Raw genomic sequence first — 16,520 nt, 5'->3', positions numbered from 1 at the left:
ACCCGAGCCTATACGCTTGGGTGTTTTTTTTAGTTTTTTTATTAAACCTTTTATCCTAGTTTGACGATATTAGATTTAGCGTAAAGGAGGAGTCAACTAGAATGGGGAAAATTATAAAATGGATGAAACAGCCATCGATCAGCAAACCGCTTATTGCTGCATTTCTGGCAGTGCTTATTTTGCCGGTTGGGGTTTTAGCATATTTTAGTTATCAATCAGCTTGGAACGCACTGGACAGGGAGCTTACGAATAGTGCAATGGGGAACGTTGAAGAACTCAACAGCACACTGCAAAACAAATTGAATAACAAAGTAAAAGCAATTGGTTATTACAGTGAGACGATCGATAAAGATATATTACAAGGAAAAAATAAAACCTCATTGAATGAGAAATTTAAGCAGTATACTACATTGAATGCCGATGTAGGCGCAATCTATGTTGCTTCAGAAGATAAGAAGCTTTACAAATATCCGGATAGCGGCGTTCCTAAAGGCTTCGATCCGACAGGACGTGAGTGGTACAAACAAGCTGCTGCGAAAAAAGGACAGGCAGTTTTCTCAGAACCGTATACTGATGAAGCTACAGGGGATATGGTTGTCACAATTTCAAAACAATTAAAGGACGGTTCAGGGATTATAGCACTTGATTTAAATCTGGATGAAGTGCTTTCCGCTTCACAGAGAATCAAAATCGGCAAAAACGGCTACGCCTTTATTACAACAGGCAGCAAGAAATATATCGCTCATCCGACGATTAAGCCTGGTACAACTGGATCAGGCGACTGGACAAACCAAGTATATTCCAAAGGAGAAGGCTCATTTGAATATACTTTCGAAGGCAAAGAAAAGAAAATGGCCTTTACGACAAATAAACTGACAGGCTGGAAAATTGCGGGCACGTACTTTGTCAGTGAATTGCAAGATGCTTCAAGCCCGGTTCTGAACACAGCGATTATCATTCTATGCGTGTCACTTGTCATTGGCGGCATACTTATTCTCTTTATTATCAGTGCCATTACCAAGCCGTTAAGAAAGCTCGTTTCTACATCCGCGAAAATTAGCAGCGGAGATCTGACAGAGGTTATTGATATTCAATCAAAAAATGAGTTTGGACAGCTTGGGGAAAGCTTTAACGAAATGTCTGCCTCATTGCGTTCTGTGATCGGGGTTATTCAAACGTCTGTAGAAAACGTCGCTTCATCTTCTGAAGAGTTGACGGCAAGTGCGGCCCAAACGAGCAAGGCAACCGAACATATCACACTTGCCATTGAACAGTTCTCAGACGGCAATGAGGCGCAAAGTGAGAAACTGGAAACTAGCTCAAACCATCTTTCTCAAATGAACGATGGAATTTCAAAAGTGGCCCAGGCCTCTTCAACCATTACGAAGTCATCAATCAAGTCCTCCGAGGCAGCAGGCAGCGGAGAAAAACTCGTGGAGCATACAGTCGGTCAAATGAAAACAATCGACCAATCCGTTCAAAAAGCGGAAGCGGTGGTGAAGGGGCTTGAAACAAAATCGCAAGACATCACAAGCATCTTGAATGTGATTAACGGCATTGCTGATCAAACCAACCTGCTCGCATTAAATGCTGCAATTGAGGCGGCAAGAGCGGGAGAATACGGAAGAGGCTTCTCAGTAGTTGCGGAAGAGGTCAGAAAACTTGCCGTACAATCAGCAGACTCCGCCAAGGAAATTGAAGGGCTAATTCAAGAGATAGTCAGAGAAATCAGCACTTCGCTTTCGATGTTCCAATCTGTGAATCATGAAGTGAAGGAAGGCTTGCAGATTACTGACCAAACAGCGGAAAGCTTTAAACAAATCTATGAGATGACAACCCAAATTTCTGGTGAATTACAAAACCTAAACGCGACAGTTGAACAGCTGTCAGTTGGATCACAGGAAGTGTCAAGTGCGGTTGAAGACATTTCTGCAGTGTCAAAAGAAAGCTCAGCAGGCATTCAGGACATCGCAGCTTCGGCGGAAGAACAGCTTGCGTCCATGGAAGAAATCAGCTCTTCAGCTGAAACGTTGGCAAACATGGCGGAAGAACTTCAGGACATCACGAAGAAATTTAAAATTGAATCATAATAATGGAAAGAGAAAGCGGCATTAGCCGCTTTCTTTTTTGTTGAAAACAAAAATAAACAAAAAGAATTCAAAAATAAACAAAGATCATATATAATGAAAACGGATACAAATAAAAGGGACGGAGGAATATCATGATGGTGAAACATGTATGGGATTCAGAACATGCTGCACAGCTGCAAAAAGGCGTAGAGGAATTGGTGTACAGGTCCAATCTGATCGGGTCAGATCGCACTGTCTGCAACTGGGGCGGCGGGAATACGTCTATGAAAACAACGGAAAAGGATTTCAGAGGGCGTGAAACAGACGTCATGTGGGTGAAAGGAAGCGGTTCAGATTTGGCAACAATGAAAGCGCATAACTTTACCGGTTTGAAATTAGATGACATTCGCCCGCTGATTGAAAGGGATCAGATGTCAGACGAAGAAATGGTAGACTACTTGTCTCATTGTATGATAGACAGCAAACATCCCCGTCCTTCAATTGAAACGCTGTTACACGCTTTTCTGCCATACAATCATGTTGACCATACCCATCCCGATGCGATTATCAGCATTTGCTGCGCTGACAATGGAAAACAAATCGCTGAAGACATATACGGAAACCGGTTTGTATGGGTGCGATATGTACGCCCGGGATTTACTTTGTCTAAAATGATCGCTGAAGGCGTAGCGAACAATCCCCACGCCGAGCTTGTGTTAATGGAGAAACATGGCTTAGTCACTTGGGGTGAGACGTCCGAAGCATGTTATGAAAAAACGATATCCATCATTCAAGAAGCTGAGCGGTATATTAACGATCGGATCAATCAGCATGAGATATTCGGCGGCAAAAGATATCAGCCCCTGCCGGAAGATCAAAGAAAACAAATCTTGGCAGGCATCATGCCTGTGATCAGAGGAGCTGTAAGCGAAGAAAAGAAAATGATCCTTTCCTATGATGATCATGATGACGTCTTGGAATTTGTCAACAGTGTCCAAGCGCCAGCGCTTTCGCAAATCGGTGCAGCATGCCCGGATCACCTTGTTCACACAAAGCGGGTTCCGCTGTACATTGAGTGGAATCCGGAAACTCAAGATGTGCAGAAGCTGGCGGATCTGATCAAATCAGGAGTCGAGCGTTTTGCATCAGAATATCAGGATTATTTTACACGCAATCAGCAGGAAGGGGATCAAATCTTTGAATCAGCCCCGCGGGTGATATTGATTCCTGGCATTGGAATGGTGAATACGGGAAAAAGTTATGCCATGTCTAAAGTGAGCGGTGATTTATACCGGAGAGCCATCGCCGTCATGAAAGGGTCAACAGCTCTCGGCCGCTTTGTTTCTTTAAACGAAAATGAATCCTATCATGTCGAATATTGGCCGCTAGAGTTATATAAGCTCACGCTTGCACCGCCGGAAGCCGAATTTTCCCGTAAAGTAGCGTTGATCACAGGAGGAGCCGGCGGAATTGGCAGTGCAGCATGCCGCCGCTTTGCAGCGGAAGGGGGTCACGTGATCGCAGCTGACCTGAATATAGAAGGTGCGCAGAAAATTGCCGGGGAAATAAACGAAGCATACGGAGAAGGACGGGCAATGGCTGTCAAAATGGATGTGACAAAGGAAGAGGAAGTCCGGTCAGCCTTTGAACAAGCGGCGCTTGCTTACGGCGGCATTGATATCGTCGTCAATAATGCCGGGCTGGCCACATCAAGCCCATTTGACGAAACAAGTCTAAAAGAATGGAATCTTAATATGAATGTATTAGGAACAGGCTATTTCCTTGTGGCCCGTGAAGCGTTTAAACAAATGAAACAGCAAAGCAGAGGCGGAAGCATGGTATTTGTCGGTTCTAAAAATTCGGTTTATGCGGGAAAAAACGCATCTGCCTACAGCTCGGTAAAAGCGCTTGAAACCCATTTGGCGAGATGTATCGCAGCAGAGGGTGGAGAATTCGGCATTCGGGTCAACTCCGTTTTGCCTGATGCAGTTCTTCAAGGGTCGGCAATCTGGGGGTCAAGCTGGCGGGAGGAACGGGCCGCGGCATACGGGATTGAGCCAGATCAGCTGGAGGAACATTATCGAAAACGAACGGCACTGCTCGTCAATATTTATCCGCAGGATATTGCCGAAGCCATCGCATTTTTCGCTTCTTCTAAAGCCGAAAAGACAACAGGCTGCATGATCACGGTAGACGGCGGCGTCCCTGCTGCTTTCACGCGTTAGAAGTATGCTATGATAGAAAAAATAAGACGGATTACCATATGAGGAAGGCGTTACCAATGCTAGTAGCAGAACGGCAGCAAAAAATAGTGGAATTAGTAAATATGCGTTCAAGTATCCGCGTTTCAGAATTAAGTGACATATTTTCTGTCACAGAAGAAACCATTAGGCGCGACCTTGAGAAGCTTGAGAAAGAACATAAACTGAGCCGGAGCCACGGGGGAGCGGTCAGTATTCAGCAGCAGGAATCAGAAGTGCATTTTTCTGAACGGGAAATCACAAATGTCATTGAAAAAAAAGCCATCGCTCACGAAGCGGCCAAATATGTAAAGAGCGGAGACCGAATTATTCTCGATGCAAGCACCACCGCCTGGTATATGGCGAAAATACTCCCTGATATAGAGCTCACTGTCATAACAAACTCAATGAAGGCAGCCATTGAACTCAGCAATAAAGAAAACATATCAGTCATTTCAACAGGCGGCATTTTGCTGGCAAAATCATTATCATTTGCCGGCCCATTAGCTGAGCGTTCGCTTGAGACCTATCATGTCAATAAAACCTTTCTGTCATGTAAAGGATTTGACATAAACAACGGGATGAGTGACTCAAATGAGTGGCAGGCGCTGCTCAAAAAACGGATGATTGAAAGGTCTGATCAGACCATTTTGATGGCCGATTCAAGCAAATGGGGGAACCGCGAGTTTTCACATATCGCCTCGCTGCAAGATATCAGCCGACTTATTACTGATGCTGGACTTGATCCGGTATCGGTAAAAGCTCTTGAAGACAAAAAGGTGAAAGTGACAGCTGTTCCCCTTCCGAAGAGAGGGTGAAAGAATGATTTATACTGCCATTGATATAGGCGCATCAAGCGGGAGGGTCATGGTAGGTGAACTGAGGGAAGGGAAGCTTGACATACAAGAGATTCACAGATTCGCTAACGGCTTTATTCAAAAAGACGGACATTGCTTCTGGGATATTGATCATTTGTTAAAACAAGTCCTGCAAGGGCTGCAAAAGGTGAAAGCGCTTGGGCATGAACACTGCACAGTCGGCATTGATACATGGGCAGTTGATTATGTCTTGCTGGACGAAAAAGGAAATCGTTTGCGGGAAGTGATGTCCTACCGGGATCGAAGAACAGATCACACAATAGGCAAATTGGAACATAGCCTGACAAAAGAAACAATCTATCGAAAAACAGGAATACAATTCCAGCCTTTTAACACGATTTATCAATTGTATGAAGAAAAACGTGAGCTGCTGAAAAAGACAGATAAAGTGATGATGGTTCCTGATTATTTAGGTTATTGCTTAACCGGTAGTGCCGTAACAGAAATCACAAACGCGTCCACAACACAGCTTTTAAACGTCTCAACCGGAAAGTTTGACCCTGAATTGCTTCAAGCCGTGTCTGTTCAGGAACAGCAATTTGCGCCGCTGACTGAACCGGGGCGTGAGCTCGGGATGCTGAGAAATGATTGGTTCCCGGATTATGATCTGCCGACTTGCAAGGTAATGACAGTCGCAACGCATGATACAGCCTCGGCCGTCATCGCGGCCCCAGGTGTAAACGATAGCTGGGCGTTTATCAGCAGCGGGACATGGTCATTAATCGGGGTTGAAAACAAAATGCCGATATTAACCGACCTGGCTTTAAAAAACAACTATACAAATGAACGCGGCGCAAACAACACCATTCGCTTTCTCAAAAACATCATCGGCATGTGGGTGATACAAGAAGTAAAACAACAATTGCAAGCAGATTACTCTTTTCAGCAGCTTGCAGAAGAAGCACGAAAAACAGAACCACTTCAGCAGTTTATCAACTTAAATGATGAACGTTTCCTGAATCCAGACAGCATGATAGAGGAAATAGAACATTATTGCAGAGAAACCCGCCAAAAGATTCCCCGTACTGCAGGCGAACTTGCCTGTTGCATCTACAGCAATTTAGCCATCATCTATGCGATAACCATCAAAGAGCTGGAAACGATCACAGAAAAACCGATTGAGCAGCTTCATATCATCGGCGGCGGAGCCCGAAACGATTTCTTAAATCAATTAACAGCAGACATGAGCGGAAAAGCGGTATACGCAGGGCCCATAGAGGCAACCGCCATCGGAAATCTGCTGATGCAAATGATTGCTGCCAAAGAAGTCAAAGACATAAAAGAAGCCCGGCAAGCCGTCAGAAATTCCTTTCCGATCAAAGTGTTTACACCTAAAGACATTGACAGAAGCACGATCATTCAGTCATTTCAGCAAACTGTTTTGAAAGCGCTATCTAAAAGGTGAAGAGGTGATCAGGTTTGATTAGAAAAGCCAGTATCATGTTTGTCCACCAAGACAAGTACGAAGAATACAAACAGCGGCATGATGACATTTGGCCTGAAATGGCAGAAGCACTCAAAGCTCACGGAGCGCACCATTATTCCATTTTTTTAGACGAGGAAACAGGCCGGCTTTTTGCTTATTTAGAAATCGAGGATGAAGAGAAATGGAGGAAGATGGCGGACACAGAAGTTTGCCGGAGATGGTGGAAATCGATGTCGCCATTAATGAAAACAAATCCAGATTTCAGTCCTGCTTCGATAGATCTTAAGGAAGTTTTTTATTTGGATTAAAAAACTGAAAAAGGGAGAGAGCCGCATGACCATAAAAACCAATTATGACAGTGCAAAACAGGCATATGAAAAATGGGGAATCGATGTTGAAGAGGCGCTTCGGCAATTAGAGCAAGTGCCCATTTCAATCCACTGCTGGCAGGGTGACGACATTGAAGGCTTTGAAGTAAATAAGGGTGAGCTTTCAGGAGGGATTGACGTGACAGGCAATTATCCCGGAAAAGCGCAAACCCCTGAAGAATTAAGAAGAGACTTGGAGAAAGCTCTTTCTCTCATTCCCGGAAAGCACCGCGTAAACCTGCATGCGATATACGCAGAAACAAACGGGGAAAAGGTAGAACGTGACGAATTGAAGCCGCATCATTTTAAAAACTGGGTGAACTGGGCAAAAGAACTCGGTCTCGGTTTAGATTTTAATCCGACCTTGTTTTCACATGAGAAAGCTGCTGACGGACTCACCCTTTCACACCCCGATCCGACCATCAGGGAGTTTTGGATCAGGCATTGCATCGCTTGCCGCCGTATTGGAGAATACTTCGGGAAAGAATTAGGCACACCTTGCTTGACGAATATTTGGATTCCTGACGGCTATAAAGATATCCCGAGTGACAGGCTGACACCGCGTAAAAGACTAAAAGAATCACTGGATCGGATATTCGCAATGGAGATCAATGAACAACACAATCTTGATTCAGTCGAGAGCAAGCTGTTCGGGCTTGGTTCCGAATCATATGTTGTCGGATCTCATGAATTTTATTTCGCTTACGCTTTAACGAATCATAAGCTTTGTTTGCTTGATACAGGCCATTACCACCCGACTGAAACGGTATCAAACAAGATCTCGTCGATGCTGCTTTACACAGACAAACTTGCCTTGCATGTGTCCCGGCCCGTCCGCTGGGATAGCGATCATGTTGTGGTTTTAGACGATGAATTGAGAGAAATCGCTCTTGAAATTGTACGCAATCTGGCTCTCGAGAAGGTCGCCATCGGCCTGGATTTTTTCGATGCCAGCATTAATCGTGTTGCCGCCTGGACCATCGGAACGAGAAATATGATTAAAGCTTTATTGTATGCATTGCTTCTCCCGAACGGTTATTTAAAACAATTGCAGGAAGAGGGCCGTTATACAGAAAGGCTGGCACTAATGGAGGAATTTAAGACATATCCTTTCGGGGCCATCTGGGATTTCTACTGTGAGCAAATGGGCGTGCCGGTAAAAGAGACATGGCTTCATGATATAAAAGAGTATGAACAACAGGTGCTTTTAAAGAGAAAGGCATCTTCTCCAATTGTCTAATAAAAAAATCCGCCGCGGCATTGGCACGCGGGCGGATTTTTTTAGGCTTGATCAGCAGGGTACACAATTCCCATTTGCTTTCTTGCTTCTTCCATGATTTTCGCAGTGATCATTGATCGTTCAAATGTATTTTCTTCAGATTCCTGCTTGTTCTCTTTTATGAGCGTGACAAATTCTTCCGCTTCATAGAACATTGCCGGTTTAGGATCGTGAATCGAAATGTTTTCCAGGCGCCCATCGCGATAGCGGATTTCCACTCGCTCTGGCCGGTGAATCGTATCGATTACAATCGTTCCGTCTTCACCCTGGATTTCAGCCGGGGCATAGGAAGTTGAAATTTTAGAATGCATGAGAACAGCTTCAAACCCGTCGTAAGACAGAATAACGGTTCCCTCACCATCCACTCCGGAAGATAAAGCGTATCCGTTCGCTTTCACATCCTGCGGTTCACCGAACAGCACGACAGCAGGATAAATACAATAGACTCCGATATCCATTAATGACCCATTGGAAAGCTCAGGCTGAAACGCATTCAAGACGGTACCGTTTCTAAACGCGTCATATCGTGAGGAATACTGGCAGTAGCTCGCGGTAAATCTGCGAACATTGCCGATTTTATGTATGTGGTTTTTCAGCTCTTTAAAATTCGGCAGGAAAGTGGTCTTCATCGCTTCCATGAGGACAACGCCGTTTGCCTTAGCCGCTGAAATCATCTCTTCCGTTTCTTTTGTATTTGAGGCAAACGGCTTTTCGCAAAGCACATGCTTGCCATGGTTCATAAAGAGAACGGCTTGTTCCTTGTGAAAGGCATTTGGACTGGCTATGTATACGGCATCAAAGCAATCGCTTGCCGCCATTTCCTGAAGGTCTGAGAAGGTATGCTCAGCGTTATGTTTAGCAGCAAACTCGGCAGCGCGTTCAGCCGATCTAGAATAAACAGCAGTCAGCTGAAAATCTGTTATTTCTGCTGCTGACTCAAGAAAGCGGTCTGTAATCCAATTGGTTCCTATTATTGCAAAACGTATCACTCTTATCGCTCCTTTTGCATGATATAGCTAAATTATAGCTTAAAAATGAGAAAAGCACATGATAGATCTAATCACATGTTTAAAGAAAGTTTTTCCAGAGATTAACGGTTATTATTTTTCATTATAGGAACGATAGTGTACAATTTAATTAAACTATATATGACGGAGGAACGATAGTGGAAATGTTGCAAACATGGAGCGGCAGATTCAAGCGATTCTTCTTGGACAATAAGTTTGTTTTATTTTTGCTTGTGCTGCTGCTGATTGGTTTAAATATTCTCGTTTTTACAAAAACATCATTTATTTTCACCCCGATTATTGTTCTTCTCAAAACGATTTCACTGCCGATTATTTTAACAGGCATTGTTTTTTACCTGTTAAACCCAGTCGTCGATTTTCTTGAGAGAAGAAGAATTAGAAGAATCTATTCTATTCTGCTGTTATATCTATTGATCATCGGGCTGATCACAATCACGATCGTGTCCATCATTCCTTTTTTAAAAGAACAAATTATAAGTTTGATTGACAACATCCCGAGATATGTGGATGTCGTAGAAGATCAGACGAAACAGCTGATTGGCAGTAACTTCGTCAATCAGGCCCAGCAAACAATGAACATCAATATATCTGATCTTGCAACAAAGGTTTCAGATCAGGCAGCGACGATTGTGAACAGCACATTTACCGGCGTTGGGAATTTTATCGGGGCTCTGACTGAGATTATCATTTCGATCATCACGGTTCCGTTTATTCTTTTCTATTTATTAAAAGATGGAAAGAAATTGCCGGTCTACATAATAAAGTTTGTGCCGACTCGATTGAAAGATCAGACATACACAGTCTTAAGCGAAATGAATCATCGGTTAAGCTCTTATATTAGAGGCCAGATCATTGTCAGCTTCTGTATCGGCTTTTTGCTGTTTATCGGTTATTTGATTATCGGGCTGGATTATGCTTCATTGCTTGCCGTCGTTGCGGCTTGTACAAGCATCGTTCCGTATTTAGGACCGACGATTGCCATTACGCCAGCGATTATCATCGCCTTAGTGACATCACCGCTCATGCTGCTCAAGCTGGTGATCGTTTGGACGATAGTTCAGCTAATTGAAGGGAAGCTGATCTCGCCGCAAATTATGGGAAAAAACCTTCATATCCACCCAATTACGATTATTTTTCTGCTGTTAACAGCCGGCAAGCTGTTTGGTGTTGTTGGAATCATTCTAGCAATTCCGGGCTATGCAGTTGCCAAAGTCATTACGACACATTTATTTGACTGGTTTAAAATGCGGTCACATTTATACGACGAAGAAAAAAAAGAAAATACGTCAGGTCATAAAGTGTGATTTTCGTTTATAGTTATATAAGACGGGCTTTCCATTTATGGAAAGCTCCCGTTGTGTAAAAAAATAAATGTCTAATGGGGAGAATCAAAATCATGACTCTATGGGAATTGTTTGTAGCTGCCATTTTAGGAATCGTAGAAGGATTAACAGAGTACGCGCCGGTTTCTTCGACAGGACATATGATCATAGTAGACGATATCTGGCTTAAATCAAGCAATTTAATGTCAGAAGAAGCTGCGAACTCATTCAAAGTGGTTATTCAGCTAGGCTCCATTTTAGCAATCGTATTCGTGTTTAAAGATCGGATTTTGAATTTGCTTGGCTTGAAAAAGAATATTACAAGCGACCAAAAGCAGGGACATAAATTAAGCATTGCCCAAATTGCCGTCGGGCTTGTGCCTGCAGCCGTTCTAGGCTTTTTGTTTGAGGATTACATTGATGAATATTTATTTTCCGTTAAAACTGTGGCCATCGGTTTAATCGCCGGGGCAGTCCTGATGCTATTTGCTGATTGGGTAAATAAACGAAAAGCAGCGACAGACACCCTCGACCGCATTTCCTATAAGCAGGCGATAGGGGTTGGCTTATTCCAATGTCTTGCCCTTTGGCCTGGTTTCTCGCGTTCCGGTTCAACCATTTCCGGAGGCGTTATTCTTGGTTTGAATCATCGCGCAGCAGCTGACTTTACGTTTATAATGGCAATGCCGATTATGATGGGAGCAAGCTTTCTAAGCCTTGTGAAGCATTGGGACAGCCTGAGCTCAGACCTGATGCCGTTTTTCATCGTCGGCTTTATCTTTGCCTTTGTTGTCGCGCTGTTTGTCGTCCGTTTCTTCCTAAAACTGATTAACAAAATCAAACTTGTCCCATTTGCAATCTATCGAATCATCCTCGGTGTGATTTTACTTTTAATCATGATGTAAGTTAAAATAAGGCTCTTTCCGGAGCCTTATTTTTTCTGTCAATTTAAGAGGAAACAGCTTGTTTTTCAAAAAAAAATCATCTATAATAAATTTGACGTTACATACGGGGCCATAGCTCAGCTGGGAGAGCGCTACGCTGGCAGCGTAGAGGTCAGGGGTTCGAGCCCCCTTGGCTCCATACCTTTAAACCCTTATTTTATGAGGGTTTTTTTGTTTGTTAGGAACAGAGCCAATTACCCAAAAAAGCAATTGGGGACAAATTGGGGACGAAAATTTTATTTTGGGGTCATTTAGTTGCTTTTCACCTTCAAATTAGGGTTAAATTGATCAAAATATTGAGCTGTCTCATTTTCAAGTTTTTCGGTAACGTGGCCATAAATATCAGATGTTATTCGTCTGCTGGCGTGACCGGCACGTTTTTGAATTGCACTCATATTTTCGCCGGCTTCTATAAGGAGAGCCACCATCGTATGCCGCAGATCATGCAGCCTAGTATCTTTCAGTCCATACTTCTTTTTTATTTTAGCCCATTTTGCAGTTGGGGTGGTGTAGTAATAGGGCTTTCCTGTGCCACTGTGAAAAATGTATTGATTGTCTCCACCTTCCCAGGCATCACCGAGCATAAGTTTTTCTTTCTTCCACATGCGATAATACTTTGCTAAATCCTCCATATAGAAATCTGGCATTTTAACAAAACGTTTGGAACTGCGAGATTTAGGTGCTTTTACAAGCGGCTGCCCGTTGACTGTTTTAGAAATTGAGCGATTTACATAGAAGCCGCCTCTGTCCCAATCCACATCCAAGTGCCATTGAAAGGCAAGTCCTTCGCCACGCCGCAAACCGCCAATCATTGCACCCAAAAAGTACAAACGCCATTTAATATCAATCTCATATAAAACTCGAATACATTCTTCAGCTTCACCAGTCTGAAAATACTGCATTTCTTTTGGTTCCACATGTGGCTGACTCAACCCCTCCATAGGGTTGTCTTTAATGAGTTTCCATTCTTCTTTAGCTGTCTTGAACATTGCCTGTAGCGTTTGAAATACATCAAGAATTGTTCTATCATCGAGCCCACCAGGTTTCCCATCTTTTCGAGCCCCATCTTTAGATAAATCATCTATAAAATCAACAACGTGAAGTGTTTTTATTTTGTCTATTTGTTTATGCCCAAATGCAGGGAGGATGTGGTTGTGTAAGTGACCTGAGTGTTTCTCGGATGCTTTATAAGAGTAAGGTTTTCCACTTTTATTAAAGAGTTTCTTTTCAACCCATTTCTCCGCAAATGATTCGAAAGTTGCTTTTTCAGGAGCAATATACTCGGCGGCCTCTACTTCAATTCTGAAACGGTGCAGCTGATCTTCGAGATACTCCTGTAGTTTCCGTTTAGACTTTAATATTTTGGGATCTTCGATACGAATCAATTTCTTTTTTCTATCTCTTTTACCGTTTGCGTCATAACCATTTTCGACTATTAATCTAAAAGATTTTTCACTGCGTCTTTCAATACTAGCCATGTGACTACCTCCTTGTTCTATTAATTTAGTTGATAGAGCTTTTGATGCCAGAGAATAGAAAACTGTTTTTTTTACATTTCAAGCCGTTTAGCTGCGAAAGGGTATGTGACGTTAAATGTATCCCCAATTAACTTTATAGCCTCTGATTGCATGCGCGGCAACGAAATCTTTTCGAGCATGAATGTTGGTACACAAAAGTGATACATGAAACTATTGGCTTGATATTCTTGAAGCTCTCTAAACATTCTATTCATATTAAATTGGTTTCCGGCATGCTTCAGCACGTGGGCGAGTTCGTGAACGAAATCTTGCCATTGCTCTTGTGGAGAAGCCCGAATATCCAAAACCATGCTGTAAAGACCATTTATACAAAACATGCTACTATTGGTTTTTTCGTAGTGTATCCATATCTTAAAAGCAGCTGCAATGCGCTCCATATCTATGTCCTCAGGAGTAAGCATATTTAATTTTGTATAAATCTTTTTCACTTCTTCTTCTAGATGTGATAACTGGATTGCCATAATAAACACCGTCATACGGGAATATATGTTCTGTTTTTAGTGTGAAAGAAAAGCCCTTTGAAGGGCTCTTCGTTACGCTGCTGTTGTCTGTGATTTGTCTTTTCTAACGAGTCCCATGATACCAGGGATAATAAGAAGTACAGCAGGCAGTAAGTAGAATAAAGAAATACAAATCAGGCCACCGACACCGGAAATGATGAGTAAAATTCCGCCTAATTTTGCTTTCTTTCTAACAATTACAGAAGCAACAATACCAAGGATGGAGAGAAAGATAGCGCCCCAACCTAAACCGATAATATCACTTGTGCCAGATGAGTTAAAAGAGGCGTCAAGACCACCAACGATTAACGCCAAAAAGGCTCCAATAAAACCAAAAATTCCACCAATCAGACCTAAAACAAATTCAGTTGTTCTTTTCATTTCAAAATCTCCTTACTTAACTGGTACTGTGATTGATACTGCTTTGTTATTCATGAAGTCATCAGTTGTAACATCACCGAAGTTCAATTTGATTTCTTTAACGCTATCAACATCAATTTCTTTTCCATCAGGAGCTGAAAACTCAAGAACTCCTTCTTGTTTAACGCCACCTTGAACTTCTCCGCCAACTTCTCCATCAGTTAAGAACATATTTGCAGATAATTGCATGCTACCGATAACTGCATTTCCTTGGTCTGGATAAAAATTTAGAACCTTATCAGTAGTATTTTCAATGTTTATTCCAACGTTTATCTTGTCTTTCATGATCTTTACATCGCCCAAGTTAACTTTCATTCCCAGAGCTTCAGCAGATTGTTTGCTCGCATCGACTTTTTTAGAGCCATCGTCTTTAGTCTCTTCAGTTTTTTTGTCTTTTGAATCACTGCTCCCTGTAGAGACATCATCCGTAGAGCTACATGCTGCCAATGCTAATGCTAGTCCAAAAGACATGAATAATAAGAACCGCTTTTTCAACTTAATTCCCCCAGTTCATAAATTAGAATACCTATTAATAATTGACCAAATTCAGCAAAATATCAAGAGTATTTTTCCAAAAATGTTAATATATTTATAAAATTAACGGGGGTAAGATGGTGAATTCACTTAACGGATCACCTCAAAATTTGCGGTTGAAAGAGAATATAACCTCAAAGATCACCTCAATTTTTGAGGTTGAAATCCTTTCAACTGAATAGTTTACCTCAAATTTTAAGGCGAAGTGTTCAGCATTAATTAAACTAAACAAAACAATAATAATAAATAAAGATTAATGTGTTTGTTATGTAATTATTTTTTGCTTCTGTTTACTCATCAGGCGAATTTGGAAATTTACGTCCTTTTGCTTTTTCTTTCTCTTTTAGGTAGTTGATAAAATCAATAGTTTGTCTACGAGCTTCCTCAGAAAAGTCCGCTGCTTCTTTAAAGGCATTTGCAGATCCGGATCATTAATGAGGTCTGGAGAAACCGGAGTGTTAACGGTCATTGAATCATTATCCGTTCTTCCAAGTAAATAATATGCTGTAGTTTGTAAAGCGTCTGCTAAATCACTAAGCATTTCATTAGAAGGAGTGCTGTATCCAGTCTCATAGTTTGAGATTGTAGTTTTCTTTGTGCGCGACAATGGGTATCTGATTCGCAAAAAAGGTGAGTCATTTAATCTCCCAACTCAACGCAGTATGGATATGGGACTGTTTGAAATCAAGAAAAGAACTGTAAGTAATCTTGACGGTTCTATCAGGACCACACGCACACCAAAGGTAACCGGTAAAGGTCAGATTTATTTCTAAATAAATTAATGTCATCTCAATCGGCTTAATCGCCTTCACTCCACAACTTTGAGGAGTGAGGCGCTAATCTCCACAACCTTGCGGAGATTGGCATAGCGGCAATGGGACAACCCCATCCCTTCATTAATTAAATTTTACCAATAAATAACTTATATATCAGGAGGCAAACATATGGAGAACAACCCATACAATTTGCGGAATTTGCCGCAGATCATGCGCAAAGCCCGCAAGTCAGCAGGTCTTGCACAATATCAAATCGGAATTCTAATCGGTGGAAAAGATCAGCGTTATGTCTCAGATGTTGAAAACGGTTTTAGCAGACTAACACCTGAGTTGTGCATTAAGTGGTTTGAAGCCTGCGAAGCCTACGAACACATTGATCTCGTACATTACTTGTTTAAGCTACATCCGACAGCTGGGATGACGTCAAGGCGCCATTGAAAAAGAACTGAAGGCGCTGGGTGGAAAGGCTTCTAGTTCTTCCGGAAGCTCTTCAGGATTACAACTTACACAGTCAAAAAAGGTGATACTCTTTCCGCCATTGCAAAAGAGCATGGGGTGAGTGTTTCAAATCTTCAGAGCTGGAATAACATTAAAGATCCGAATAAAATTACAGTTGGACAAAAGTTGAAACTAAAAGGATCCAGTTCATCCAGCAGCGCTAAAACAAGCGGCAAAAAGACATCATGCCCGCTTCCTTCCGGAATTATTAAAGGACAAGTCCGATGACGAAAGGAACAAATGTCAGACAAGTTCAAAATGCTCTTGCTGCTCTTTATTTTTATCCGGATAAAGGGGCGAAAAATAACGGCATTGATGGCGTTTATGGGCCGAAAACAGCAAATGCAGTCAAACGATTCCAGTCAGTAAGTGGTCTGACTGATGATGGCGTTTATGGACCTAAGACAAAAGCGAAAATTGAAGAGAAATTGAAATGAAAAAGGCCCTGCCTCTTGGGACTGACCCCCGTTTTTGAGACAGGGATCAAAACACCTTTTAAACAGCCAATTGTCGATAGTTTATCGGTGATTGGTTGTTTAGTTTCGTTTGAATACGAATATTGTTATAATAATAAATGTATTCTGTGACAGTGCGTTCTACGATGGTGGTCGTGGTTCGATCAATGCTGTTAAGATAGAACGTTTCAGACTTTAGTGAGGAATGAAACGATTCGATGGAGGCATTATCAGCGGGCGTCCCT

At 42.2% G+C, this 16,520-nt stretch carries 14 protein-coding genes, 1 tRNA gene and 4 pseudogenes; 12 read left to right on the top strand and 7 right to left on the bottom strand.

The window, feature by feature from the left end; genetic code table 11:
- The first annotated feature begins 101 nt into the window (after positions 1-101).
- The 6 genes from Q3W56_RS19025 to rhaA all read left to right on the top strand — a co-directional run bounded on the left by Q3W56_RS19025 (position 102) and on the right by rhaA (position 8,221).
- Positions 102-2,090, top strand: coding sequence for a methyl-accepting chemotaxis protein (locus Q3W56_RS19025; protein ID WP_302896511.1), 1,989 nt, complete (start codon positions 102-104; stop codon positions 2,088-2,090).
- 134 nt (positions 2,091-2,224) lie between these two features.
- Positions 2,225-4,294 (top strand): bifunctional aldolase/short-chain dehydrogenase, encoded by a 2,070-nt coding sequence (locus Q3W56_RS19020; RefSeq protein WP_302896523.1) that lies wholly within the window; start codon positions 2,225-2,227, stop codon positions 4,292-4,294.
- A gap of 56 nt (positions 4,295-4,350) precedes the next feature.
- Positions 4,351-5,127 (top strand): rhamnose catabolism operon transcriptional regulator RhaR, encoded by a 777-nt coding sequence (gene rhaR / locus Q3W56_RS19015; protein ID WP_302896510.1) that lies wholly within the window; start codon positions 4,351-4,353, stop codon positions 5,125-5,127.
- A gap of 4 nt (positions 5,128-5,131) precedes the next feature.
- Complete coding sequence (gene rhaB, locus Q3W56_RS19010) at positions 5,132-6,592, top strand: rhamnulokinase (RefSeq protein ID WP_302896509.1); 1,461 nt, start codon at positions 5,132-5,134, stop codon at positions 6,590-6,592.
- 14 nt (positions 6,593-6,606) lie between these two features.
- On the top strand, positions 6,607-6,921 hold the full coding sequence (rhaM, locus tag Q3W56_RS19005) for an L-rhamnose mutarotase (RefSeq protein WP_302896508.1): 315 nt from the start codon (positions 6,607-6,609) through the stop codon (positions 6,919-6,921).
- Between the two features lie 25 nt (positions 6,922-6,946).
- Positions 6,947-8,221 carry an L-rhamnose isomerase gene (gene rhaA / locus Q3W56_RS19000; protein ID WP_302896507.1) on the top strand — a complete coding sequence of 425 codons (1,275 nt, stop codon included), beginning with the start codon at positions 6,947-6,949 and terminating at the stop codon, positions 8,219-8,221.
- Positions 8,222-8,262: 41 nt separating this feature from the next.
- On the opposite strand, the gene iolU is transcribed toward rhaA, so the two are convergent.
- On the bottom strand, positions 8,263-9,249 hold the full coding sequence (gene iolU, locus Q3W56_RS18995) for a scyllo-inositol 2-dehydrogenase (protein WP_302896506.1): 987 nt from the start codon (positions 9,247-9,249) through the stop codon (positions 8,263-8,265).
- A 176-nt stretch (positions 9,250-9,425) separates the two neighbouring features.
- Here iolU and Q3W56_RS18990 point away from each other — a divergent pair, with 176 nt between their 5' ends.
- The 3 genes from Q3W56_RS18990 (at position 9,426) to Q3W56_RS18980 (ending at position 11,693) form a co-directional block, all read left to right on the top strand.
- Complete coding sequence (locus Q3W56_RS18990; protein WP_302896505.1) at positions 9,426-10,592, top strand: AI-2E family transporter; 1,167 nt, start codon at positions 9,426-9,428, stop codon at positions 10,590-10,592.
- Between the two features lie 92 nt (positions 10,593-10,684).
- Positions 10,685-11,515, top strand: a complete 831-nt coding sequence (locus Q3W56_RS18985) for an undecaprenyl-diphosphate phosphatase (protein ID WP_302896504.1) — start codon at positions 10,685-10,687, stop codon at positions 11,513-11,515.
- A gap of 105 nt (positions 11,516-11,620) precedes the next feature.
- Positions 11,621-11,693: transfer RNA gene (locus Q3W56_RS18980), tRNA-Ala, on the top strand.
- 112 nt (positions 11,694-11,805) lie between these two features.
- On the opposite strand, the gene Q3W56_RS18975 is transcribed toward Q3W56_RS18980, so the two are convergent.
- From Q3W56_RS18975 to Q3W56_RS18955, 5 genes and pseudogenes are all read right to left on the bottom strand, one after another.
- On the bottom strand, positions 11,806-13,032 hold the full coding sequence (locus Q3W56_RS18975) for a tyrosine-type recombinase/integrase (protein WP_302896503.1): 1,227 nt from the start codon (positions 13,030-13,032) through the stop codon (positions 11,806-11,808).
- A 71-nt stretch (positions 13,033-13,103) separates the two neighbouring features.
- A complete protein-coding gene (locus tag Q3W56_RS18970) occupies positions 13,104-13,553 on the bottom strand; it encodes an ImmA/IrrE family metallo-endopeptidase (protein WP_302896502.1) in 450 nt (149 codons plus the stop codon).
- Between the two features lie 72 nt (positions 13,554-13,625).
- The gene (locus tag Q3W56_RS18965) at positions 13,626-13,973 is read right to left on the bottom strand and encodes a DUF4064 domain-containing protein (RefSeq protein WP_163226422.1); all 348 of its coding nucleotides are present in this window, start codon (positions 13,971-13,973) and stop codon (positions 13,626-13,628) included.
- A gap of 12 nt (positions 13,974-13,985) precedes the next feature.
- Positions 13,986-14,507 carry a hypothetical protein gene (locus tag Q3W56_RS18960; protein WP_302896501.1) on the bottom strand — a complete coding sequence of 174 codons (522 nt, stop codon included), beginning with the start codon at positions 14,505-14,507 and terminating at the stop codon, positions 13,986-13,988.
- Between the two features lie 329 nt (positions 14,508-14,836).
- Positions 14,837-15,144, bottom strand: a pseudogene (locus tag Q3W56_RS18955) (helix-turn-helix domain-containing protein); the annotation flags it as partial.
- On the opposite strand from Q3W56_RS18955, the pseudogene Q3W56_RS18950 reads away from it, so the two are divergent.
- From Q3W56_RS18950 to Q3W56_RS18940, 3 pseudogenes are all read left to right on the top strand, one after another.
- A pseudogene (locus tag Q3W56_RS18950) lies at positions 15,140-15,348 on the top strand (phage antirepressor KilAC domain-containing protein); the annotation flags it as partial. The pseudogenes Q3W56_RS18955 and Q3W56_RS18950 sit on opposite strands and share 5 nt — an antisense overlap.
- 142 nt (positions 15,349-15,490) lie before the next feature.
- Positions 15,491-15,736, top strand: a pseudogene (locus tag Q3W56_RS18945) (helix-turn-helix domain-containing protein); the annotation flags it as partial.
- A pseudogene (locus Q3W56_RS18940) lies at positions 15,736-16,257 on the top strand (PGRP and LysM peptidoglycan-binding domain-containing protein); the annotation flags it as partial. The pseudogenes Q3W56_RS18945 and Q3W56_RS18940, both read left to right, overlap by 1 nt.
- Before the next feature lie 58 nt (positions 16,258-16,315).
- On the opposite strand, the gene Q3W56_RS18935 reads toward Q3W56_RS18940, so the two are convergent.
- Positions 16,316-16,520 (bottom strand): IS3 family transposase (locus Q3W56_RS18935; RefSeq protein WP_302896500.1); only part of this gene is annotated, 205 nt, incomplete at its 5' end.

Origin of the sequence: Bacillus sp. C28GYM-DRY-1 (genome assembly GCF_030519405.1) — a bacterium.
Lineage (GTDB): Bacteria > Bacillota > Bacilli > Bacillales > Bacillaceae > Bacillus > Bacillus spizizenii_A.
This window is presented reverse-complemented; position numbering and strand designations above follow the sequence as displayed.

Bases quoted from the DNA above. Each gene is read 5' to 3' on its own strand.
- Q3W56_RS19025 (WP_302896511.1), top strand. From the start codon at position 102: ATGGGGAAAATTATAAAATGGATGAAACAGCCATCGATCAGCAAACCG.
- Q3W56_RS19020 (WP_302896523.1), top strand. From the start codon at position 2,225: ATGGTGAAACATGTATGGGATTCAGAACATGCTGCACAGCTGCAAAAA.
- rhaR (WP_302896510.1), top strand. From the start codon at position 4,351: ATGCTAGTAGCAGAACGGCAGCAAAAAATAGTGGAATTAGTAAATATG.
- rhaB (WP_302896509.1), top strand. From the start codon at position 5,132: ATGATTTATACTGCCATTGATATAGGCGCATCAAGCGGGAGGGTCATG.
- rhaA (WP_302896507.1), top strand. From the start codon at position 6,947: ATGACCATAAAAACCAATTATGACAGTGCAAAACAGGCATATGAAAAA.
- Q3W56_RS18985 (WP_302896504.1), top strand. From the start codon at position 10,685: ATGACTCTATGGGAATTGTTTGTAGCTGCCATTTTAGGAATCGTAGAA.
- Q3W56_RS18975 (WP_302896503.1), bottom strand. From the start codon at position 13,032: ATGGCTAGTATTGAAAGACGCAGTGAAAAATCTTTTAGATTAATAGTC.
- Q3W56_RS18970 (WP_302896502.1), bottom strand. From the start codon at position 13,553: ATGGCAATCCAGTTATCACATCTAGAAGAAGAAGTGAAAAAGATTTAT.
- Q3W56_RS18965 (WP_163226422.1), bottom strand. From the start codon at position 13,973: ATGAAAAGAACAACTGAATTTGTTTTAGGTCTGATTGGTGGAATTTTT.